At 61.0% G+C, this 21,389-nt stretch carries 27 protein-coding genes; 15 read left to right on the top strand and 12 right to left on the bottom strand.

Translation table 11 applies throughout. The annotated features are described in order from the left end of the window. Positions 1-176: 176 nt before the first annotated feature. Positions 177-1,073, bottom strand: a complete 897-nt coding sequence (locus tag CK219_RS16350) for a GlxA family transcriptional regulator (RefSeq protein ID WP_095767909.1) — start codon at positions 1,071-1,073, stop codon at positions 177-179. Positions 1,074-1,262: 189 nt separating this feature from the next. Between CK219_RS16350 and CK219_RS16345 the strand changes: the two genes are divergently transcribed. Then, positions 1,263-1,772: a GAF domain-containing protein gene (locus CK219_RS16345; protein WP_095767767.1), complete on the top strand. Its 510-nt coding sequence runs from the start codon at positions 1,263-1,265 to the stop codon at positions 1,770-1,772. A gap of 24 nt (positions 1,773-1,796) precedes the next feature. On the opposite strand, the gene CK219_RS16340 is transcribed toward CK219_RS16345, so the two are convergent. Continuing rightward, a complete protein-coding gene (locus CK219_RS16340; RefSeq protein ID WP_095767766.1) occupies positions 1,797-2,858 on the bottom strand; it encodes a YeiH family protein in 1,062 nt (353 codons plus the stop codon). A 356-nt stretch (positions 2,859-3,214) separates the two neighbouring features. On the opposite strand from CK219_RS16340, the gene CK219_RS32195 reads away from it, so the two are divergent. The 4 genes from CK219_RS32195 to CK219_RS16325 all read left to right on the top strand — a co-directional run bounded on the left by CK219_RS32195 (position 3,215) and on the right by CK219_RS16325 (position 5,746). Beyond that, positions 3,215-3,478 carry a hypothetical protein gene (locus tag CK219_RS32195; RefSeq protein ID WP_245340500.1) on the top strand — a complete coding sequence of 88 codons (264 nt, stop codon included), beginning with the start codon at positions 3,215-3,217 and terminating at the stop codon, positions 3,476-3,478. 9 nt (positions 3,479-3,487) lie between these two features. Continuing rightward, entirely contained in the window at positions 3,488-3,676 is a 189-nt protein-coding gene (locus CK219_RS32190; RefSeq protein ID WP_348628336.1) for a GNAT family N-acetyltransferase, read from the top strand. Positions 3,677-3,803: 127 nt separating this feature from the next. Next, positions 3,804-4,187 carry an ACT domain-containing protein gene (locus tag CK219_RS16330; RefSeq protein ID WP_095767765.1) on the top strand — a complete coding sequence of 128 codons (384 nt, stop codon included), beginning with the start codon at positions 3,804-3,806 and terminating at the stop codon, positions 4,185-4,187. Between the two features lie 125 nt (positions 4,188-4,312). Continuing rightward, positions 4,313-5,746: an aldehyde dehydrogenase family protein gene (locus CK219_RS16325; protein WP_095767764.1), complete on the top strand. Its 1,434-nt coding sequence runs from the start codon at positions 4,313-4,315 to the stop codon at positions 5,744-5,746. A gap of 967 nt (positions 5,747-6,713) precedes the next feature. Here CK219_RS16325 and CK219_RS16315 read toward each other — a convergent pair. Then, the gene (locus CK219_RS16315; protein ID WP_095767762.1) at positions 6,714-7,040 is read right to left on the bottom strand and encodes a hypothetical protein; all 327 of its coding nucleotides are present in this window, start codon (positions 7,038-7,040) and stop codon (positions 6,714-6,716) included. A 107-nt stretch (positions 7,041-7,147) separates the two neighbouring features. On the opposite strand from CK219_RS16315, the gene CK219_RS31225 reads away from it, so the two are divergent. Next, the gene (locus CK219_RS31225) at positions 7,148-7,375 is read left to right on the top strand and encodes a hypothetical protein (protein ID WP_141245359.1); all 228 of its coding nucleotides are present in this window, start codon (positions 7,148-7,150) and stop codon (positions 7,373-7,375) included. Positions 7,376-7,506: 131 nt separating this feature from the next. On the opposite strand, the gene CK219_RS16310 is transcribed toward CK219_RS31225, so the two are convergent. Both CK219_RS16310 and CK219_RS16305 read right to left on the bottom strand, forming a co-directional pair. Beyond that, positions 7,507-7,740 carry a hypothetical protein gene (locus CK219_RS16310; RefSeq protein ID WP_140633997.1) on the bottom strand — a complete coding sequence of 78 codons (234 nt, stop codon included), beginning with the start codon at positions 7,738-7,740 and terminating at the stop codon, positions 7,507-7,509. A gap of 402 nt (positions 7,741-8,142) precedes the next feature. Continuing rightward, entirely contained in the window at positions 8,143-8,658 is a 516-nt protein-coding gene (locus CK219_RS16305; RefSeq protein ID WP_245340498.1) for a hypothetical protein, read from the bottom strand. A gap of 251 nt (positions 8,659-8,909) precedes the next feature. Between CK219_RS16305 and CK219_RS16300 the strand changes: the two genes are divergently transcribed. Further along, positions 8,910-9,554 carry a hypothetical protein gene (locus CK219_RS16300; protein WP_176477033.1) on the top strand — a complete coding sequence of 215 codons (645 nt, stop codon included), beginning with the start codon at positions 8,910-8,912 and terminating at the stop codon, positions 9,552-9,554. Positions 9,555-9,660: 106 nt separating this feature from the next. On the opposite strand, the gene CK219_RS16295 is transcribed toward CK219_RS16300, so the two are convergent. Both CK219_RS16295 and CK219_RS16290 read right to left on the bottom strand, forming a co-directional pair. Further along, a complete protein-coding gene (locus CK219_RS16295; RefSeq protein ID WP_095767760.1) occupies positions 9,661-11,916 on the bottom strand; it encodes a hypothetical protein in 2,256 nt (751 codons plus the stop codon). A 489-nt stretch (positions 11,917-12,405) separates the two neighbouring features. Next, complete coding sequence (locus CK219_RS16290; protein ID WP_095767759.1) at positions 12,406-13,008, bottom strand: hypothetical protein; 603 nt, start codon at positions 13,006-13,008, stop codon at positions 12,406-12,408. Between the two features lie 970 nt (positions 13,009-13,978). Here CK219_RS16290 and CK219_RS16285 point away from each other — a divergent pair. The 3 genes from CK219_RS16285 to CK219_RS31220 all read left to right on the top strand — a co-directional run bounded on the left by CK219_RS16285 (position 13,979) and on the right by CK219_RS31220 (position 16,211). Next, positions 13,979-14,362: a hypothetical protein gene (locus CK219_RS16285; RefSeq protein WP_095767758.1), complete on the top strand. Its 384-nt coding sequence runs from the start codon at positions 13,979-13,981 to the stop codon at positions 14,360-14,362. A 195-nt stretch (positions 14,363-14,557) separates the two neighbouring features. Beyond that, positions 14,558-15,361 (top strand): hypothetical protein, encoded by an 804-nt coding sequence (locus tag CK219_RS16280; protein ID WP_141245358.1) that lies wholly within the window; start codon positions 14,558-14,560, stop codon positions 15,359-15,361. A 358-nt stretch (positions 15,362-15,719) separates the two neighbouring features. Beyond that, on the top strand, positions 15,720-16,211 hold the full coding sequence (locus CK219_RS31220; RefSeq protein ID WP_141245357.1) for a hypothetical protein: 492 nt from the start codon (positions 15,720-15,722) through the stop codon (positions 16,209-16,211). Between the two features lie 384 nt (positions 16,212-16,595). Here CK219_RS31220 and CK219_RS16275 read toward each other — a convergent pair whose 3' ends face one another. From CK219_RS16275 to CK219_RS16265, 3 genes are read right to left on the bottom strand one after another with little or no spacing between them, the layout of a single operon-like run. Then, positions 16,596-17,042: a VOC family protein gene (locus tag CK219_RS16275; protein WP_095767756.1), complete on the bottom strand. Its 447-nt coding sequence runs from the start codon at positions 17,040-17,042 to the stop codon at positions 16,596-16,598. A gap of 42 nt (positions 17,043-17,084) precedes the next feature. Then, positions 17,085-17,507: a BA14K family protein gene (locus CK219_RS16270; protein ID WP_095767755.1), complete on the bottom strand. Its 423-nt coding sequence runs from the start codon at positions 17,505-17,507 to the stop codon at positions 17,085-17,087. Between the two features lie 31 nt (positions 17,508-17,538). After that, positions 17,539-17,961 carry an EF-hand domain-containing protein gene (locus CK219_RS16265; protein ID WP_095767754.1) on the bottom strand — a complete coding sequence of 141 codons (423 nt, stop codon included), beginning with the start codon at positions 17,959-17,961 and terminating at the stop codon, positions 17,539-17,541. Positions 17,962-18,195: 234 nt separating this feature from the next. On the opposite strand from CK219_RS16265, the gene CK219_RS16260 reads away from it, so the two are divergent. The 5 genes from CK219_RS16260 (at position 18,196) to CK219_RS16240 (ending at position 20,568) form a co-directional block, all read left to right on the top strand. After that, entirely contained in the window at positions 18,196-18,630 is a 435-nt protein-coding gene (locus tag CK219_RS16260; protein ID WP_095767753.1) for an EF-hand domain-containing protein, read from the top strand. A 28-nt stretch (positions 18,631-18,658) separates the two neighbouring features. Continuing rightward, complete coding sequence (locus CK219_RS16255; protein ID WP_095767752.1) at positions 18,659-19,042, top strand: hypothetical protein; 384 nt, start codon at positions 18,659-18,661, stop codon at positions 19,040-19,042. 91 nt (positions 19,043-19,133) lie between these two features. Beyond that, entirely contained in the window at positions 19,134-19,730 is a 597-nt protein-coding gene (locus CK219_RS16250; RefSeq protein WP_095767751.1) for a sigma-70 family RNA polymerase sigma factor, read from the top strand. After that, positions 19,727-20,167, top strand: a complete 441-nt coding sequence (locus CK219_RS16245; RefSeq protein WP_095767750.1) for a hypothetical protein — start codon at positions 19,727-19,729, stop codon at positions 20,165-20,167. The genes CK219_RS16250 and CK219_RS16245 overlap by 4 nt, the downstream gene beginning before the upstream one ends. Next, positions 20,164-20,568, top strand: a complete 405-nt coding sequence (locus CK219_RS16240; RefSeq protein WP_095767749.1) for a periplasmic heavy metal sensor — start codon at positions 20,164-20,166, stop codon at positions 20,566-20,568. Before CK219_RS16245 ends, CK219_RS16240 begins: the two co-directional genes overlap by 4 nt. 66 nt (positions 20,569-20,634) lie before the next feature. On the opposite strand, the gene CK219_RS31700 is transcribed toward CK219_RS16240, so the two are convergent. Continuing rightward, positions 20,635-20,811 (bottom strand): hypothetical protein, encoded by a 177-nt coding sequence (locus CK219_RS31700; protein WP_176477032.1) that lies wholly within the window; start codon positions 20,809-20,811, stop codon positions 20,635-20,637. A gap of 218 nt (positions 20,812-21,029) precedes the next feature. After that, positions 21,030-21,212 (bottom strand): hypothetical protein, encoded by a 183-nt coding sequence (locus CK219_RS31215; protein ID WP_141245356.1) that lies wholly within the window; start codon positions 21,210-21,212, stop codon positions 21,030-21,032. Positions 21,213-21,389: the final 177 nt, after the last annotated feature.

Genomic DNA, 21,389 nt, shown 5'->3' with positions numbered 1-21,389 from the left:
ATCTCCCCCACAAGGGGGAAGATCAGATGTCGCGCATCGCTTCGCCAATCTTCAACGTCGAAAGGACGCGTTGGCGCCGGAACTGCCAATCTCCCCCCAAGTGGGGGAGATGTCCGGCAGGACAGAGGTGGGCGCTGTCCCGCCAGCGTTTCATCGCGTCAGCGCGCACAAACACACTAATGCCGCCGCATCGCCTTAGGCGCGTGCCCGTGCTCCTCGCGAAACGCCCTTGCAAAGCTCGACATCGACGCAAAGCCGCACGCCAGCGCCACATCGCGCACCATCAGCGTCGAATGCGCCAGCAGGTCGGCTGCACGCTTCAGCCGCAGCCGCCGGTAATATCCATTGGGCGAGATATCCAGCTCGGCGCGGAAACTGCGCTCGAGCTTGTCGGCCGACACGCCGAGCCGTTCCGCCAGCTCCGCCATGCCGAGCCTTTCCTCGACCGCATCCTCCATGATGGCGATGGCCGACAGCACCAGCTCGTTCTGGACGCCGGTGCGCAGCCTGAGCGGCATCAGCTTGCGGTCGACGCTCGACCGCAATGGCGAGTGCACGAACCATTCGGCAACGCCCGCCGCGATTTCGGCGCCATAGTCGCGCGTGATAATTTCCAGCATCATGTCGAGGCTGCCGACGCCGCCGGCCGAGGTGAAGCGCTTGCGGTCGATGACGAACAGATCGCGCCGAAGCTCGATTTCCGGAAAAGCCTCGCTGAAGGCTGCCTGGCTGGTCCAGTGCAAGGTGCAGGCATGGCCGTCGAGCAGCCCGGCGCGGGCGAGGAAGAATGCGGCGTCGGCGACAGCGCCGATATGTGCGCCGCCGCGCAGGCTTTTGCGGATCCAGCTCATCGCCTCATCGGCCACGACATGATCGGCATCGCCACCGGAACACACGACGATGCGGTCGACCTTCGGCGCGTCGGTTGCCGAGAAGCCGGGTTGGATGACGACGCCGTTCGATGCCTCCACGCTACCCCTATCGGCGCCGACGATCATCCATCGATAGCAGTCGCGCTTGGCAAGAATGTTGACGGCGCGCAGCGGCTCGATGACGGAGGAAAATGCCATCATCGGAAAGCCAGGGAAAACCAGCACTGCGAAGGTGAGGGGCGCTTCGCGCGGTTCCGGCGGCGCACGGTCGCGTTTTCGGCTGGCGAGGCTGTCGCTCACGTTTTTGTATTTCCCACGTGCTGCATTGGTGGCAGAGAAGACCAAACTGTAGCCGGCCCCTCGGCTGGCTTGCAACGGAGCAACAACACGATGTTTGCGGCAACGGCAATCGACACAAGCAACAAGCCGGTCTTCTACAAGGAGTTGGCCACGCAATTGAAGGCGCTGCTCGAAGGCGAGGGCGATTCCGTCGCCAACGCCGCCAACACCGCGGCGCTGATTTATCAGATGGTGCCCGACCTCAACTGGGCCGGCTTCTATTTCCTCGCTTCCGATGACGAGCTGGTGCTCGGACCCTTCCAGGGCAAGCCCGCCTGCGTTCGCATCGCCGTCGGCAAGGGCGTCTGCGGCAAGGCCATCGAGCTCGACATGTCGATGCTGGTCAAGGACGTCAACGAATTTCCCGGCCACATCGCCTGCGATGCCGATTCGCGCTCGGAGCTGGTCGTGCTTCTGCGCGATGCCGAAGGCGCGTTCGGCGTGCTCGACCTCGACAGTCCGCTGCCCGGGCGCTTCGACAAGGAAGACCAGGCAGGCATCGAGAAGCTCGCCGCGATCTATGTCGCGGCCTGTGAGTTCGAGGACGATGATGAAGGCTGATAGCTAAGACGACCCCGGCCTGCCTTACACGAACTTCACCAGCATCAGGCTGAAGCAGCCGATGAAGATGAAGGCTGAGAAGGCCAGCATCAGCGGCCGCAGTCCGCGCGAGCGAAGCCCCGAAATATCGGCCTGCAAGCCCATGGCCGCGAGGCCCATGGTGAGCATGATCTGTGCTGCGAGGGCGATCGCCGAATGGATCTGCGCTGGGATCGCGATCAGGCTGTTCAGCGCCACCACCGCGACGAAAGCCGCGACGAACCACGGCAGCGGCGGCCTGGCGCCTGAAATTTCGGAGCTGCCGCGGCGTGCCATGACACCGAGCGCGATCACCATCGGCGCCAGCAGGGCGACGCGCGTCAGCTTGGCGACGGTCGCGGTCTCGCCGGCAAGCGTGCCGTTTTGGAAGCCGGCGCCGATCACTTGCGCCACCTCATGGATCGAGGCTCCCGCCCATAGGCCGAAGGCGTGCTGGTCGAGCCTGAAGACCGGCGCCAGCAGCGGAAAGCCGAGCATGGCGATGGTGCCGAACAGCGTGATCGCGGCAACCGCGTAGGTCACGTCCTCGTCGCGCGCGTCGGTGACGATGTTGGTGGCGACTATTGCCGAAGCTCCGCAGATCGAGGTGCCGGCGGCGATCAGCTGGGCCAGCTTGGCATTGACGCCGATCAGCTTGCCGAGCGTGACGGTGAAGACGAAGGTGGCGCCAAGCGTGGCCGCGACGATGCCGACGCCGCCAAGGCCGATGCCCGCCACCTGGCCGAACGTGAGCTGGAAGCCGAGCAGCACGATGGCGAAACGCAGCAGGCGTTTTTGCGAAAAGGCGATGCCGGCCGTGGCGTGGGCGGGCAGGCCGAGCACGTTGGAATAGATCATGCCGGCCACCACGGCCAAGATCATCGGGCTGAACAAGGCAAAGCCCGAGACATTGTGGGCTGAGAAGGCCACAGCGGTGATCATCGCCACCAGCACGATGCCGGGGATAATGCCGTTCCACGCCGAACCGAGCCGCTTGCGGCCCGCGGCCAGATCGGCAGAAATCGGGCTTGTCGGAATATCGTTCGCGATGTTGGTGGCGGAAGACAATGCAATTCTCCAGGCGAGTGTGCCGGAGGAATGTCATTCCCGAACAAATCTTTCCAACGAATTGTTCTGGTTGGAATGATCGATTTTCACGATTGGTTTTTGAGCTGACGATGGAACACCTCCCGAATTCGACAGGCTGGGCCAATCTCAAAATCTTGACGGGCTGAACTTCCTGTTCCAGCGTGGCGCCATGTTCGTTTTTGCACCCGCCATCACCAAGCGACGTCGCCTCTATACGATGGGGAGCGGTAAGCCGATTGCGCGACGACAAACACCGGCCGAATAAATTCCGGTTTGTTCGTTTCCCGCCCCGCCGCGACATCCGCCGGCGGGGCTTTCATGTCTGGAGCCTTGCTGTGACCAATTCTTCCATCCGGTTTCGGCCGGCCGAACGTGCTGACGCTGCCACGATCAGGGACATCGTGCGCGCCGCCTATTCCAGATGGGTGCCGTTGATCGGCCGCGAGCCGATGCCGATGCGCGCCGACTATGACAGAGCAGTTGCCGAGCATCCGTTTGAACTTGCCGTCGAGGGCGATCGCATTGTCGGCATGATCGAGACCATGCTGGAGGAGGATCACCTCTGGATCGAGAATGTCTGCGTGGCGCCGGACGCGTAGGGCAGGGGCATTGGCCGGCTGTTGCTCGAACGGGCCGAGCACAAGGCGCGCGCGGCGAGCCGCTTCGAATTGCGCCTGCTGACCAATGGCGCCTTCGCAGCCAATGTGTCGCTTTACAAGAAGCACGGCTATACGATCGACCGCGAAGAACCGTTCATGAACGGCACGACGGTCTATATGAGCAAGAAGCTGGCATAATACAGAACGCCATCGATGATCTCTGTAGGATTGCTCCCAAGTTGACGCAGAATCTCGGTTTGGAGCAGATTGCTGCCGCTCAGACGTGCATCGAATCCGTGATCGCCGACAAACAGAGGAGGTTCGGATGGCAATCAGGGTCCGGTTGAAGCCACTCTCGGGGCGGTATGCGGTTTCGCGCCTCGCAGCAAAAGAGAGCATTCCCGGCTGGGCCGACGGACCGGGTTTCGTCAGCATCACCAGGACCGAGGACGAGCTTTCGGTCGTCTGCCTGCAGGAGCGGGTGCCGGACGGGGTGCAGCACGACAGGGACTGGGTCGCCCTGAAACTCCAGGGTCCCTTTGCCTTCGACGAAACAGGCATCGTGCTGTCGGTAATAAAGCCATTGTCGGAAAACGAACTCGGCATTTTTCTGGTGTCCACCTTCGATGGCGACCATCTGCTCGTCAAAGTGGAGGATGAAGCCGCCGCAAGGGGGCTTCTGGTCGCGGCGGGGCACATTCTTCTGTAGCCGCCTGGCTCAATTGCCCGCCCTTGTGTTTGACATCGCTCTTGCCGCATCGTCATCTCTGACGCGATGCGACGATCCGGCGATCGCCCCCCAATCACATCAGATATCCCGCCCAAGGAGAAATCATGTCCCACAATCTGCAGTTCTATATCGATGGCGTGTGGGTCGATCCTGTTGTGCCCAATACACTCGACGTCATCGATCCTTCCAACGAGGACGCTTTCGCGCAGATTTCGCTGGGCTCCAAGGCCGATGTCGACAAGGCGGTGGCGGCGGCCAAGCGCGCCTTCGCCACGTTCGGCTTTGCTTCGGTCGAGGAGCGGCTCGATATCCTCAACCGCGTCATCGAAATCTATAAGAAGCGCAGCAAGGACCTTGCGCTCGCGGTCTCGCGCGAGATGGGCGCGCCGCGCCAGATGGCGCTGGACAGCCAGGTCGGCGTCGGCCTTGCGCATCTGGAGAAGATGGCCGAGGTGCTGAAGACCTTTCCGTTCCGCCACATCAAGGGCACCTCGCTCATCGTCAAGGAGCCGATCGGCGTCGTCGGCCTGATCACGCCGTGGAACTGGCCGCTGAACCAGATCACCTGCAAGGTCGGTCCCGCGCTTGCCGCCGGCTGCACCATGGTGCTGAAGCCGTCCGAGATCGCGCCGCTCGACGCCATCATCTTCGCCGAGATCATCGACGAGGCCAGCGTGCCGAAAGGCGTCTTCAACCTCGTCAACGGTGACGGCCCGACCGTCGGCCAGGCGCTGGCCAGCCACCCGGATGTCGACATGATGTCCTTCACCGGCTCGACCCGCGCCGGCATCCTGGTCGCCAAGGCGGCGGCCGACACCGTCAAGCGCGTGCATCAGGAGCTCGGCGGCAAGTCGGCCAACATCCTGTTCCCCGATGTGGATCTGGAGCGGGCCGTCACCAAGGGCGTCGCCGGCTGCTTCGGCAACAGCGGCCAGTCCTGCAACGCGCCGACCCGCATGTTCGTGTCGCGCGACCGCCATGACGAGGCCGCCGGCTATGCGAAGAAGGCGGCAGAGAAATTCACCGTCGGCCCGGCCGATGCGCCCACGTCGAAGCTCGGTCCGGTGGTCAGCCAACCGCAGTTCGACAAGATCCAGGACCTGATCCAGAGCGGCATCGACGAAGGCGCCACCCTGGTTGCCGGCGGCCCCGGCCGCCCGGCCGAGCTCAACCGCGGCTACTATGTCCGCCCGACGGTCTTCGCCAACGTGACGCACGACATGCGCATCGCCAGGGAAGAAATCTTTGGACCGGTGCTGTCGATCATGCCTTACGACACGGTCGAGCAGGCGATCGAGCAAGCCAACGACACTGTCTTCGGCCTTGCCTCCTATATCCAGGCCAAGGACATCGAGAAGGCGCGCCAGGCGGCCGCCCGCATGCGCTCCGGCACCGTCTACATCAACTACCCGGCCTGGGACGCGGGCCTGCCCTTCGGCGGCTACAAGCAGTCCGGCAACGGTCGCGAATATGCCGAATACGGTCTGGAGGATTTTCTCGAGATCAAGGGTATCGCGGGGTATGCGGCGGCAGAGTAGGGCACTGTCGCCAGTGATCGTCAGCGCTGAAGTAAAAAAGGCGCGGTTCAACCGCGTTCTTATCTTTGAAAACAAGTCGACCAGGGACGGCCACTATACTCAAAGACTGATCCAACGGAGACATCGCCTGGTCGGGATGAGATGACGCGTATCTATTAGGCTTGGCTGATGCGATTGGGGCTGGCTGACTGGCTGTGTTTCTCGAACAATCGGAGCTTTGCCGGATATCCAAGCCGTATCGGTGTTTGGCAGCCCCCGCATTTGAATGTAGCCACGGACTTGAACCAGGAGCCTTTCCGGATAATCGGATGCCGGCATCTTGGACATTCGAATCTGAGATCTGTCTCATTCAGGTTTTTAGGAATCGACATTTTGCCACACGCTCCTATGCACCCACCGATAGCACGTTAAAGTAGCAATGTTTCAGTCCTGCGACCGCCAGACTGCCGCGTTGTAACGAGAGTGATTCCTGGCAACCGAACTGCGATCAGGGCCAAGCATCGTGCTCGACCGACCGAGCATTTGGCTACAAGGCCACCTTTCTGCGAAACACACCAGAAAGGATATTTGGTAAGGATTAGTTCAACCGGGCCGAGTATGGTGAGAGTGGCGGCTCCAGCTTGGGGGGGTGGATTGGGCCAGAGCCGCCTGCACGGTCATTGTGTGGCAGTAGACCGCGCTGTGTCAGAATAGAACAGCGCGGTCTATAATTAGTTAACGCTAATTAAATGCGGCGGCTACCCTAACGGCCGCCGACTCGCCGTGATCATTGTGGCCTTCCGGCGTACAAGCTGGGCGTGGTTGCCAGCATGGCTCACCACCCGTCGCAATTTGAAAATGCCGTTCTTTCCGAACTTTTCAAGTAATGACCTGGCAACCCGAGGGCATAGGTCTTCCGGTAGGATGATGAAGCGCGAAAAAGCCCCGCCGGCGAGATGCCTGCGGGGCTTTTTCAGCGGATAGTCGATTAACGGCGATCGCTTCCGCGGCCATCATGGTGGTCGCCGTTGTTCGCGCCCAGGCACATGGCGTAGTAATCGTCATGGTTGCTGCACGAATTGAGGGCCGCCTGCTGAGCATAAGCCGAACCGGCGAAGCCGAAGACAGCAACAATGGCGAAAATTGCATTGCGAACAATCTTGGACATTTCGATTTTTCCTTTGTTTAAATTCCGGTCGAGCCGGTCGATGGCGGTTTTCCTGCAGTTTGGTTTCGGTTTGATGGCGCTTGAACGCAAATTTGTTTCGAAACGGCAACGGCAGTAGCCGAGCCGGCCAGACGCCTCGCAAGCCATGGCGGCTCGTTTGCATACAAATGTTTCAAAGCCTGTCCTTCTCGTTACGAGCCTTGCGCTTGCGTGCAATGCGGCGGAAACAACCGTTGGTCATCTAAGGCGCCATCATGAAGGCGGCGGGATTCCCCCGTTACAGCCATGGCGAATTGAGGATAAACTTTATGTCGATCCTAAAGACATTGAATCGCATGGGCGTGGCGTTGAAATATGCGCAGGATGCCCGCAAGCCAACGCGGATACGGAACGGCATGCCGTCCGACAACCAGCTGGATATTTGCTGGCCGGTGATGCCGACAACCAAGCATCTGTCCTCGAACATCTGGGGCGGGATCTGAGATAGCGATCGCTTGGAAGCCCGATCGTCGACCTGCGCATGGCAATCGTCACCGCGCGAGCCGCAGGCAACGCGCCGTAGCCGCGCTTCTCGGCACCTCCCGAGCTCGTCGCGAGCGTGTTGACGCGCGATTTATCCGCGCCCCGCCTCGATGATGCCGACCATCGCCCGGGTAAATTCGACCATGCTGTTTGCGGTGATGGCGGCATTGTCGGGGGATTGACCGATGTGCTCGGCCGCTCCGCAACAGGACCGGCGGATGCTATCGTAGTATGGATCTCTCTCATCGTCCGGTAGTGCTGCCAAATTCAGGGCGCGACGGTGGATCATGCGCAGTAGCTGCGCCAATGCTGTTTCGACACTCATGCGTTTTGCTCCGCATCGGTCGAGCGTCTCGGCACACCGAGTGCCGGATCGTCGATCGGGAGATTTCCCGAGCCGAACAGGCTGCACAGTAGCCATTAATATATCGTTGATTGCTAATGTAAGAAGCGCATCGAGCGTCACAACGTTCAGATGCGAAGGGGTGCCGATCCGAGGTGCGGATGACATATGGGCACAAGCTGGCGATGTTCGAGCGACACCGGCACTTGCGGTGAAAGGCTCAAAGTAAGCGGTTGAAGGCCGCCTATGCGCCGGGACGCGGATAGGCGTCGGCACGCATTCCCAATCAGCATCGTCACGGCCGTATGATCGTGGTTCGTTACAGCGAGCGCGCGCGGAAGGAGGAGCGATCCTGGAAATCTGCGATCGGCCACAGACAGTGCGTCAGGAACCTGCCCGCCGGGCAAAATGCTCATAAGTCACCCGCCAGGAATCGCTCTCAGTCATCCTTTCCTCGCCGATCCAATGGAAGCTGTCGGCCGTGATCTCGGTGAAGCGCCATCTCGCTTGCAGGTCGCGCGAGTCATGGCCGATCTGGACGATGTTGTTGTCCTCGGCCTTCCCGATCTGGCGTGAGTAATCCTGGTTGAGCGGATCGCTCCAGATGATGTGCCAGCCGTCGATGCCGGGATCGAAGACGCGCAAGGTGGTGCCGTACATGGTGGACGGGGCAGGGCGCCTCGGCCTGATCCAGAGGTCCTGCATGGCGCGGCCTTCGAGAACCCAGCCGAAATGGCATTCCCCATCCCATTTCCGGATCGTGCCGTCGTCGAGATGGTGGACCGTGTCCATGTCCCAGCTGCCGATCAGCCAAGCGTACAGGTCCATGTCTTTCGCCCAGTCGGTGGAAGGGCCATCGGAGGTGAGGGCGGTGAGAAAAGGGGACATTGTGGTCGTCATCGCTTTCTCCAAGGCGAGCAGGGAGCTGGAACATCGCCGCGATAACTTGCGGCGTTGTGGTTTCTGGGTCTTGGGAAAAATTGCTGTGTTGCCGCTATCGACCCCCCAACCAGCATCCTTGATGCAGCGGATTCATCCACTAGTTAATTCCGCGGGCACCGTATTCGCTAGTTTTTGCCTTGAGGCAGCGGCGGTTTAGACGTTCTGACCGCATGCCGCGCAAGGACAGCTGGGCACATTTGGAGACTACCGTGCGTCAATCCCTTGGATTCAGCTTGGCTTATTTGGCATTCGCTTGCTCGATCGCGGTAGCTTGCGCTGGGACTGCGGCCGCCGGCCCGCACGGCGGAGGGCATGACGGTGGCGGCCATCAGGGTGACAACGGGGGCCATGGCGGCCATGACAACGGCGGTAACGGCAAAGGCAAGGGCAAAGGACCTGCCGGCGATCCCGCTGATCCCGTAGGCGCCAGCGGCAGTCCGTCGTCGAACGATGACGGGATCAGCACCACTCCAACGGCCTCAATACCGTCAACTCCAGCTGCCATTGTCGACCTGTCCACAGGCGGCGGACATTCGCTCGACCTCCCGTCCGCCCTGCAGCCTCTCGACGACAACACTGTTCCATCAGCGGTCCACCCGATCGAAGCGCTGCCCGGTGTCCCGGATAAGGTCGTTCGCGCCTGTCAGGACGCAATCGAGCAGGCCGCCGCCAAGTTTGGTGCGGCCAGCGTGCGCGTCAGCAGCGCAGGTTCCATACGTCGGTTGAGCAAACGCAAGATCTCGGCTCCCATTCAGGTCAGCATCGACTATATGCATCAGGGACGGGTGGAGACGCGTGAGGCGCCGGTCGAGTGCGAATTGAACGCGAAAGGCAGCGTGATCGGTCTGACATAGCGCAGAGCGCGGAACTCTTTGCGATCCCCTTTTCCGGGCCTCCGTGTGTTGCGAATGGTACAGGCTAATGACTGGAGCGTTCACCGCCGTCGCAATCGTTTTGAATTCAATCCGACGTCGGGTGTATTGGCCGGAGGGCAAAGGGAAGCGCGATAGTACGCACGCGGATCACCTGCGAGGAGTTGCGAAGCTTGCTGCGCGTAGTCGTCTTCTGGCTGACAGCCTTCATCTGACCGTTGCCGGCCGATGCGCGGCCAGAGCGAGGCTGCAGCGGCGGCTCAATTTGCGCGCTGCGGCGCTCAGCTCTGAGTTTGTCATTGTCCGCGCGTTTGGCAGCCAGGTCGCGGGCCAGAGAAACAGTGGCTTCGCGCTGGTTGTCCAGAGCTTCGTTCAGCCTGGTGACCTCTCCTGAAAGTGCTGGGGACGTGCCGCGCTCCAGGCGGGCTTTATTAAGGTCCTCACGGATCGATGCTGCGGAAGCGCGTTCTCGTGTCAGAGCCTGCGCCGTCTCGGCTGCGGTCTGCTCGGCACGCTCTTTTGCCGACACAGCCCTGACTCGTTCCTGTTCAGCCGCGTCGCGCTCGAGGCGGGCTTTATCGAGGTCCTCGTTGGTTGATGCTGCGGAAGCGCGCGCCAGGGCGAGAGCCTGCGCCGTCTCGGCTGCCGTCTGCTCCGCACGCTCTTTTGCTTTGACAGCCTTGGCTCGTTCCTGTTCAGCCGCGTCGCGATCGAGGCGGGCTTTATCGAGGTCCTCGTGGGTTGATGCTGCGGAAGCGCGCGCCAGGGCGAGAGCCTGCGCCGTCTCGGCTGCAGTCTGCTCCGCACGCTCTCTTGCTGACACAGCCCTGGCTCGTTCCTGTTCAGCCGCGTAACGCTCGCGGCGGGCTTTATCGAGGTCCTCACGGGTCGATGCTGCGGAAGCGCGTGCTCGTGTCAGAGCCTGCGCCGTCTCGGCTGCGGTCTGCTCCGCATGCTCTTTTGCTTTGACAGCCTTGGCTCGTTCCTGTTCAGCCGCGTCGCGCTCGAGGCGGGCTTTATCGAGGTCCTCACGGATCGATGCTGCGGAAGCGCGTTCTCGGGCGAGGGTCTGGGCAGTCTCGGTTGCGGTCTGCTCCACCCGTCCTCTCGCTGTGGCTGCACCGGTTCGTTCCCGCTCAGCCTTATCCGCGATCGCGGCCTTGGACAGTTCCATTGCGGCGAGGTCGCCACGAAGGTCCTTCGACTTCCGGCGCTCGTCGTCAAGCAATGCGTCCACTTGCGCAAGCGAGGCCTTGGCACTGGCGCGGTCCTCGGCGGCCGTGGCCTGAAGCTGTGAAATTTGCGCCCGCGCTTGGGATAGGTCGCGGGCCATCAATTCAGTTCGCTGACGCTCCAGATGATCAGCCGGCATCTGCGTAACGACATAGTTGATGCTCTCGCCCAGCAGCCTGCGAGCATCTCCCGCAATGCGCTGCAATGCGTCATACGTGCGGGCTGCCGCGAGTTCGTTGCGCAAACGCTCCCCGTATGCGTCGTCGGCTGCTGCCATGCTTGTCCTCAGCGCATCGACCTGCTTGCGCGATTCCAAGAGCGCACTCTGCAGAGAGGCGCTTCTGGCGCGCTCTTCTTCCACAGCTCGGTGCTCCTGGCCGGCCAGATTCCTCGCGGCGGATGCCTGAGCACGAGCAGCCTCGACTTCAGCCTTGGCAGCCGCGAGATCCGGGCCAGGCGATTCGGCATTCGTACGCCCGTCGCCCTGGGCTGGTCCCTCCATATCCAATGCAGCACTCGCCGGAACCGCGAAGGATCGCGAAAGATCGGGCTGGGAGGGATTCTGGGCCTGCGAAATGGCGGGGGCGCTTTCGACCCAATTCTGTCTCGTCATCGTATAGCCAAGCGACACGGCCAGGCAGATCGTGGCGATGCCCAGGCCTGATACAAGACCGATAGGCCAGCGAACACGGGGAGGTGAGGCCGTAGCGCTGTTTGTCGGGGAAGCGAAGGGATTGGGCAGGTCGCCTGGCGAACTCTCATAAGCTTCGGAGATCATCTCGAAATGCTCGATTCGCACCCCGAACTGACGGTAGTTTGCATCCTGAGGCCGGGCATCCGCATCCGGGGACACGACAGCCTGAGAAGAACCAGATCCGGTTGCAAGGTCGACCGGGCGTTCCCAGACCCAAGGAACCTCCTCGAGAGGAACAGGCTTGCATTCTTTCAGGTAGGCATTTGGTTTCGGGCGACTCCGCAGCATTGCGACAAGGGCATGCCGGAGCACAAGAAAGACGCCCGCCAGTACGAGTATCGCAATCCCGGCCAGAATGGCGAGATCTGTGTTATTTGTGTAAATTTCGGCAAGATGATTTGGCATCGTCGTGCCCATGTGGTCTTGGGTGCAACTCAAGTTCGCGAAGCGGTGTTTGGGTCTTCTCCCCGATGCTGGCTAAAGCTGCTGCTGCTCTCAAAGCTGTCACTGCTTCGGGCCCTGCAGTGCCGTGCGAGTGTATTTGTTGCGTTGCGGAGCGCGGTCATACGCCGGGAGAAGATGCCGGCGCAGAAGATGTGCGCTCGAACCGAAGCTCGAAGATACAGTGGCCGCCGGTTGTCGCCCGCCGCCAATGTTCCGAAAAGCCGACTCGCACCTCTCCATCGTCAATATCCCAAAAGTTCTCCCACGGGGCGTTCCAATCCGCATTTTTGGGGAGTCCGGACGGTCCATTCTGAACTTTAAGCTAGGTCACAGACACCTACGGTCAACCACCTCGGCAGGAAGATGGCCCGGGAGATGGAAGCCAATGCGCGGTGTGGTCGCGGATGAGTTTCGGAAAAGCACACGGCCCGGGAACCTGGCAAACACTCGGACACGGCTACGTTAACTGACTGAGGGCCATTCGCGCTGGCCACGCGCGACCCGCCATGCGTCCAGGTATTCCTCTGCCTCCCTTGCCGGCTTAGCATCTTCTGAGTTGGGAAGGTCGCCATAGAGTGCCCAAAGCGCATCCCGAAGAAGGCCCACCCTTTCGGTGTGGCGCCGGATATCGACAGAGTGGAATCCCATTTTGCTCACTCCTTTGGGAGGATGCTTCCGACGCATATCCGAAAATACTTTTGGCGACACAGCCACTGCCAAGACAGAATTGCCCACTGTCCCGCGCAAAAAATCCCCATGAATTATCGAGTTTCTTTCGACGGCCTCCTTTTCAGTCGCTGCAATGAGCGCCGACCATCTTTTTTGAATGTCCTCGCCAATGTCAGACCGATTGAAAAAGGCCGCATTCATCACTGCGATTCTGGGGCGCAGGTTGGGCACTTCATAGTAGATAGTTTCCCCCTCGCGGCCCCTCCCGCTTCTTACCAAAAGTAGCGTCAAGATATGAGCAAGCCAGCCCTCCAATTGAGACCACGTTGCGACCATTCGCCCGACCTCGCGGTGCAACTCTGCCTCAAGTTCATCGAAGATTTTGTCCGCATCCATTTGGTCGATTGTCCGCTTGCAAAAAAATTATCGGTCGCAATTGCCGTATTTGCGCTTTCCCGTCCCGATTCTGCTATACTATTTCGTAAGAACAAAAGTCCGCAAATCGGCTGATAACCGACAAGGGCCATACTGGCATCATCAACCAAGGGCGACATCCCGGAATACGGACGGGCGCTATCAGACAGCCAGGTTGAACGGAAGATCTAGCCGCAAGCTCCCCGATTATCGGACGCCCGGCTCGGTTAGCGCCGATGCTGTTCACCAGCATGTAAGGCTGCCAAACAAAAAGACGGTGCTCTGTCAGTCCCTAGAGTGCGGAACGACAACATCGGCCATGTAGCGATTGAAGGTAAGTCGCGCATGGTGCCGGGGCTTCGGCCCCTAACCGCTTTGATCGCAAGATCAGGAATCGGAGTTATGGCGCGGGCAATGGAAGCCTCCGCGCCGGTTTATCAAACCTAAGCTCTTCACCACTTTTGAACGCAGACGTTCGAACGATTCCCCTGTCCTAAACGTCATCATTTTCGTGCTGACTTTTAGGACAGGGGGAAAGTCTTTAGCCGCAGGGATTGACCGGCAAGACAAACAAGAACGAAGAACACCTTCCGGTCCGAGAAGACAAAGCGACCGCGCGAAGCGCGGGCAAGGCCGAAGGCCGCGCAGGGAGGGCGCGAAGCGCCCGAGTAGAGGTGTTTGTCTTCACCCAGCTGCCTATTATCGGGGCTAGGAATATTTTCCGTTTTTCTCGACACGCCGGTCTAGATTCTGCTATAGTGTAGCTATCGCCTTCCGTTCGATATCTCCTAACTTCACCGTCCGGCTTATCGCCGGGCGGTTTTTCTTTCTAGGGACAAGCATCACGGAAACAAGTCATCGCTTACTTACTGATTTTATTGAGCAATTCCTCTTGCGTGTCGTCGCAGAATGACTCATACCGTGCGGGCAATCAGGCAACGGAGCATTCGCCTTGGACACCTACATCGATAACGACACCTACACCCGGCTCGCCCAGGGGCTCGCCGCGATCGAGCCTTGCCCATTCACCGGCAAGCGCGAGCCTTACCAGATGGTCGAGGCGCTCATGGCAGCTGAGATATGGCCATCCAGTGTGCTGGTGGAAAATGGCGGCGCGACCGCGCTTTCGGAGGTAGGTGTAATGAGTGACAAAGGCACCATCACAATCGAAACAAGTGCAGGCAACGCGACCGGGCTGTATACGGTCGAGAAGAAAATGGTGACGGTCTACTATCAGGGCGCTTCGAAATCGACGCAGGTAGGCGGCTCGCCGCCGGCAACTATCGCACGGATGCTCTTGCGGGAACTGATCGGCGAAGTTTCTCGGCGAGGGTAATCCCTGAGCCCGGCGATCGAGGCGCGCACTTCATTATTTCAGCATTGCTGGTTGCCCATGCCTTGGCTTGAGCAACCTCAAGGTGCTACGCGGAGGCCGTGAGAACAGGCGGCAGAGCGGTGCACTGGATGCGTGCCCTCGGCCTGTTCATTGAACGGTTTGTTACGGTGGCGCATGGCAAGTCGGCGTAAATATGTGATCGACGGGTTCGAATACTCGCCTTCGGCGTTTAGAAAGCTGTCACGCAGCCGCAAGAAGGAACTTATGGTTCAGTGGTTCCACGAACATTTCGAGGATCCGGCTGTTCGACTTCCCTATGAGTCAGCGGAGGGTGGTTACCAATGGATTTGGGGCGGCCCCTATAGCGCAGATGACGAGATTCAGAGCGAATTCTCAGATGTCGCAAGCTTCGAACTCATGCAGGAAGCGGTGGACGAAGTGCAGAGTGACGGGCTCTTCGACTGGGCTCCGGTGGCCGAAAGCCAATCCGACGACAACGCGAGCTTCGAGTCCTCCGCTTTTGACCTTGAAGATTTCGTGGGAACGCGACGCGACTCTGCTGCCGCGTCAAAGGGGGATTTAGACCAGCTCAAGAGCGAGATGCTCGCGCAGCTAGCTGAGTTAAAAGAGCAATTACAGCTAGGGCTTCATGGCTACGGGATGATCGGTCACAACCGGCCGCCTGGACCGATAGAGGATAGCCCAGTCTCGGCGCAAGACGCTACAGAAGCTCTAAATGAGATCGCGAAAATCGAGGCAGAGGCTGAAAAGCCAGAACCAGCGATTGATACGGTAAATGAAAGCGTCGGGTTTTTGAGGCGCATGGCGGGTTCTATAGCCGTGTGGCTGAGAGATCGCGCAAACGCACAAATCGATGCAGCTATAACCCTCGGGGTCGGTGGAGGCGTGGCGTTGTATGCCCAACGTCTCCTTGCACTATTAGGCACGGCAACGGAGTCTGTGTGGGCTTGGCTTCACGCGCTTCCGTGGCCGTTCTAAGCCGATAGCGAACGGCACTGCCGGCTAGCCGAGAAATCCTCGAAGACGCTCCTTCAACGTCTTCACGTCGTTCAGTTCACATTCCCACACTGTAAGGACACGCCATCCGGCAAGCTTTAGGGTGTCTAGAACCTGGACGTCGCGTGCGATGTTTCTTGACACCTTCTGTTTCCAGTATTCGCTATTGGCCTTCGGCTGCCGTGCTCCGCGCTTGCACACCTTGGTGCGCGACCTGGAACTCGACTGAATTCAGGTGTTCGTCCTGACCGCCGAACGTTGTGTGGAAGGGTCGCCTTCTTCGCGACGTTGGCCTAGTTATTGCCCTGGCCAGACACTCGTCAACGTGAAGGAGAATGTCATGATTAAAAGGGTTATTCTTTTTCAAGTATTTGTGATTTTTGCGGTTTTATTCGACACGCCCCAAGGGTTTGCACAAGAAGCAAAAGTTGTAGATCCAAAGATACAAATATGCCAAGTTTCCACAGATCATTTTTATTCCTGTCAATCGGTCGCTACTATCGTTAGCTTCGTTGACAAAAGAATCTATGCATGCATCGCTACTGTTAAGGCAAAATATAAAATGTCCTCAGGAACCTATGTGATTGATGTAAATCCGAACAATGGAGCATTAGCGTCCTGCGTAGAAACGGCGGATAATACTGCGTCGTCGACGCCCATTTACGCTGTGAAAACGAACTTGCCGACTCCGATCGCTCCAAGCATGGATGGCAATGTATCGGTATTCTTTATAGCAGGAACGACTGTCAAAGATACGAGGTTGTGCATCGTTCCATTCGATGTGACGGCTGAGGCCTTTTGCGCAACGATGGCAGTCACGATAAAGCCTTAGTTCGCTTTTGCGAAAGAGCGGGGTTCAACGGCGCGGACCGACGATCGAGATCCTCGGAATGTCCCGAATCGGGCAAAATTCCGGCTCAATGCCCCGGAAAAGTGTTCCGATTGTGATTTTTGCGCCCTTACTAAGCCGTTGTTTTTACTGTGAAAAGCGAAACTGGCTGGGGTTCTTGGAAGCTTTTCGAACTTTCTGGATCGCGCCGCAGGCCGAGTTGCAGTTGCTTATGGATAAGGTGGATCAGTAGATTCGATTTTCGGGTAAGAGGCGTCGACCTCTGGCACGGGTGCCTTGCTGATAGCGCGCGTCAGCACGAGCGCTTAAGTATTCCCAACGACAGCTTTGCGCCCATGCAGGCAGCGGCATACGTCAAAACAACGCTTAAAGCGTGTCGTCTGAATCCGTTTCGACGTGACGCTCGGCTCTGCCGCCCCATTCCTCGGGTGCGACATCGGCGATCGTTTGCGAGAACGTCCAGGCGTGGCCGGCGAGATCGCGGCAGGAATATTGCCGTTCGCCATATGGGTAGCTCGTCGGCGCGGTCAGCGCCATGGCGCCATGGAGCATCGCGCGGCGGTGGTGCGCATCGACATCCTCGACATGCACCATCACCGAGAATGCCTCATCCTTCGTCGGCACGAATTCGCCGCTCTTCAGGGTGGTGACCACAACAGCCCCGCCACCGAAGCCGAGCTGGACGCGATGATTGGCGATCGTCAGCCGCAATTCGAATCCGAAGGCTTCGCAGAGCCAACGACTCGCCGCTTCCACGTCTGGGTAGGCAAGCACCGGTGTGACCGTATTTGCAGGCATGGAGCGATTCTGCATGGACGAGCCTCCTTCCGGCGTCGATGACGGCAGTGCCGAGTTTCAATTATAGGGCGACCGGCATTGCTGCGGGGGGCCGTCATAGGGCTGGTAGCTGTTATCCCAGGCGCGGTAGGACCGGTAGTGATCAAAGCACCAGCGCACATGGGGCGCCGCCAGGCGCGCCGCGGGGGGCGGGGGTGGCGCGACCGTGGCAGCCGCCACGCCGGCCGCGAAGGCGGCGGCCGGGAACCAGTAGCCCTTGTAGTAGCGATAGCCGGGCAGCATGCGCCAATAACCCCGGTAACCATTGTAGTAATAGGCGCCGCCGACGACGTAGAAGCCGCGCCGGCACCAGATCGGCGTTGCCTGGCTCGTCACGGACGTCGGCGCTGCCGGCGCCGCAAGCGGCATGGCCTCTGCCGGCGAGGCCAAGGTCGCAGCTGCGAGCATCACGCCGCGGAAAGCGGTGATCGTTCTGTTCATCGATTTTCTCGTCTGATCTGGTTGGCACGGATCACTGGCGCCGCAGCGCTCGCATCTCGGCGATCGACAATGCGCCGTCGCCATCGCTGTCCGCCTGCAGCAGTCTGTCGGGGATGGCGGCCGTGAATTCGTCGCGCGAGATCTTGCCGTCGCCGTTGCGGTCCATGCGGCTTGCTTCGGCCTGCAGGCCGGTGAACCGTGCGGCCTGGACGTCGCGCCCCGACTTGACCTTTTCCATTACCGCCTGCACCTCGCCAGGCTCGAGCACGCCATTGTGGTTGGCATCCAACCGGTCGAACATCAGCGCCCGCGCTGCCTGGATTTCGCTGAACTCGAGCTTCCGGTCGCCATTGGTGTCGATGCGCCGGAACGCCTCCCGGGCGCCTTGGTCGGCTGCGAATGCGCTGCAGCCGCACAGAAGCAGCCCCGCAAGGGCGGTTACGATCTTGGTCATCTGAGTCTCCACTGTAATCGACGGCCCGCCGCGGCCCGTCCCTGCAGCGTCTCCTACGCGGGAGTTCGACGGCTCCTACGCGCCGCCCGCAATTTTTTTCGAGAGCTCGATGCCCGGTACCGACGCCATGGCGGCCAACGAAAAAAATCCGGCCGCCGGCGTAGGAGCACGGACCGGGCTGCGTATTGACCGACAGTCGTTACCTCGCGACGTCACAATCGAAAGGAACCACCCATGAAACACTCAGCAATTCTTGCGGGTCTGCTTCTCGGGCTCGCTCCGCTCTGCGCCGCCGCTGCGCAGCACATGCCCGGCCAGCGCATCGTGCAGCGTCTCGACACCAATGGCGACGGCGCGATCTCGAAGGACGAGATGCTCGCCGCCCGCGAACGTCTCTTCAAAAGGCTCGACCGCAATGGCGACGGCGTCATCGACGAGAACGAGATCGAGACCGCCCGCCAGGCCATCGATGACCGCGCCCTGGCAGCCGAGGCCCGCCTCGGCAATCGCTGGCGGCGCATGGACAGGAATGACGACAGCAAGGTCACCGAGAGCGAGTTCCAGGCCAGCACGCCGCTCTTCGATCTCGCCGACCGCAATGGCGACGGCAGGCTCTCCGCCGATGAGATCGCGGCGATCCGCAAGATCGTGGCTGCTCACGCCAACTGACCAATCTGCCTGCCAGAAAGGAAATGACATGCTTTCAAGGTTCAAACTTCCGCTGCTTTGCCTTGGCGCGATGGTCGTCTGGTCGGCCGCTTCCCCGGCCTCCGCCGAGGAGTGGACGCGCAAGACCGCGCATGGCGGCGAACTGAGCCGCAGCGTCGATCGGGACGGCAATGTCTACACCGGCTCGACAACGCGCACCGGACCGAACGGCGGCACCTACACGTCCAATTCAACCTGCAAGGTCGGCGTTGTTGACCGCTGCTCCAGGAGCTATTCTGCCACCGGGCCGAACGGCAAGACCGTTTCAGGTCAGCGCTACAGCGCGGCCGGACCGTTTGGCGGCCGTTCTGTCGGCAGCTTCACGGGCCCGAACGGCAACACGGTTCGCGGCTTCCGCCGTTGGCGCCGCTGATATCTGGTGGTGGACTTGACGTCGGAATTCGTTCTTCTCCCGAGCCGGATCGTCGCAGATTTCTCCCTCGCCGCCGGAGGCTCCTCGGCCGGTGCCCGCCGCCGTGCGGGATGAAGCCTCCCATGGCGACGAGGAGCTTCTGGCCCGCATCGCCGCGGGCAGCCAGGCGGCTTTGTCCGCGCTCATGGCCCGCCACGGCCGTGGGCTGCGGACATTCGCCACGCGTTATCTCGGCCATGCGGCCGATGCCGAGGACGTGGTGCAGGAGGTGTTCGTGACCGTCTGGAAACAGGCCGCGCGCTTCGATCCCGGCAGGGCGCGCGCCTCGACATGGCTCTACCGGATCACGGCCAACCGCTGCATCGACCAGCGCCGGCGCCGCGCGCTGCGCAATTTCTTCGGCCTGGACGACATCGGCGAGGAGCCGGCCGCGCTGGAAGCGAATGCCGAGACCGCGACGGCTGCCAGGCAGGAGCTGGCGATCGTGCGCGATGGCCTGTCGCGCCTGCCGGAGCGCCAGCGGATGGCGCTGCTTCTGCGGGCGGTGGGCGAGCTTGACATCGCGGCGATAGCCGAGGTGATGGGCGCCAGCGCGGGCTCGGTCGAGCAGTTGCTCGTGCGCGGACGCCGCGCGCTCAGGGATCATTTGGCAGATGCGGCCGGGGGCCGCGAAAGGAAGTCCTCATGACACGCGAGGAATTCGAGAACAACCGGCGCCGCTTCGGCGACGACATCGACGCCTGGCCGGCGCCCTTGAAAGGCCCGGCCCTGGCATTCATGGCGTTGGAAGGCGATGCCGGCGCCGACGCGGCGCTCGACAGGCTAGTGCGGCAGGCCGCGCTGGTCGAGGGCGACGACCGCGCTTTGGCGCGCAAGGTGATGGCGCGGATCGATCGCGGCGCAGCGCGTCCTTCGCTGCTGCCGCGCTTCCTCGTCGCGCCGGCCGGCATCGCCGTTTGCGCCGCGGCCTTGCTTGTCACCGCGACAATCGCCGGTTACCAGGTGGCGCGCCTTCAGGACCAGCCGCAGGATTCCGAGCTTCTGGCGCTCGCCACCGGCGTAAGGCTTCCCGACGACGGCGGACCGGGAATCGCGGCCGATCCGGGCGAGGGGGACGCGCTATGACCGGTCGTTCATGGATTTCGGCTGCGGTGCTGGTTGTGCTAGCCCTTTCGCTGGCGCTCAATTTCTTCTTCGTCGGCTATGCCGCGCATGGCCTGCGCCAGGCGGCGGTCGCGCGCGGGCTGCTGGCGGAGGTCGCGGGGGCCCACTCGCCAGAGGTGCGCAAGGAGTTCCGCGCGGTGATGCGCGACAACCGCGCTCGCACATTCGAAGCCCTGCGGCAGTTGCGCGCGGCGCGCGCCGACCTGGCTGCGGCCGAGAAGGCGCAGCCTTTCGACGAGGCGGCGGTAAGGCAGGCGATGGCGGCGGTGCGCGCCGCCACGACCAATCTTCAGGCAACGGTGCAGGATTATCTGCTTGCCGCCATGAAGAACGTCAACGCGAAGCCCGCCGGCGGCGGATGAGCGGTCGCCCCACTGCCGGTGCGATTGCCGTGACTATCTCGACATCGGAACCATGATGACGACGGATCAATGCGGCACGACAGGCTTGTCCTGACATTGCTCTGGCGAGAGCTGGTCGCCGGGCTGCGCGCGATGCGACGCCGCGATCTTGCCTGGATTGCGTTCGGCGGCGGCGGGCTGGCGGCCTATGCGGTCGCCGATATCGTGCTTGCCCTGCATGCCGGCGCGGCGAGACTGCGGCACGACCAGCTTCTATGGACTCTCGGGCTGCCGCTCGCCTTGGCGTCGCGCCATGCTGATGTGCTGTTGGAGAAGCAGAGGGCGGCCCAGCTCGGAAAGCGGGGGGAACGCCCACGAGCTGGGCCTGACCGGCGCGGGGTACGGGGTAGGAACAGTACGCCGGCTTGATTCCATTATATCAGCTAAGGATAATATATCTGCCATGCGAACAGAGGACCTGATTAACCGAAGGCCAGCAGCGCCACGCGGGCGCGTGTGCTGGCCGCGGCGCCCGACAAGAACATGGCACCGCCATAGATGCCGGCGAAAAAGCCCCAGGACGCGAAGTAATTGATAGTGGCCATATGCCATGGCGGCAATGCCAGCAGCATTAGAATAGCGATTACGTCTGCGACGAGCCGCATCGGCTCACCTGGCCGAGTCAGAATCGTTCTCAGCATTGTCCTGTGGCATGGAGCATCATGGCTTGTGATGATGGCTGCGCAAGCCCTCACGAAAATTGCGAAGAAAGAAAATCAACATGGTGGAGACATTAATGACGACCCGCAGCACGATGAGGAGCGCGAGGCAGACAAGACTGA

The sequence above is a fragment of the Mesorhizobium sp. WSM4313 genome (assembly GCF_002294725.1).
Taxonomy (GTDB): Bacteria; Pseudomonadota; Alphaproteobacteria; order Rhizobiales; family Rhizobiaceae; genus Mesorhizobium.
This window is presented reverse-complemented; position numbering and strand designations above follow the sequence as displayed.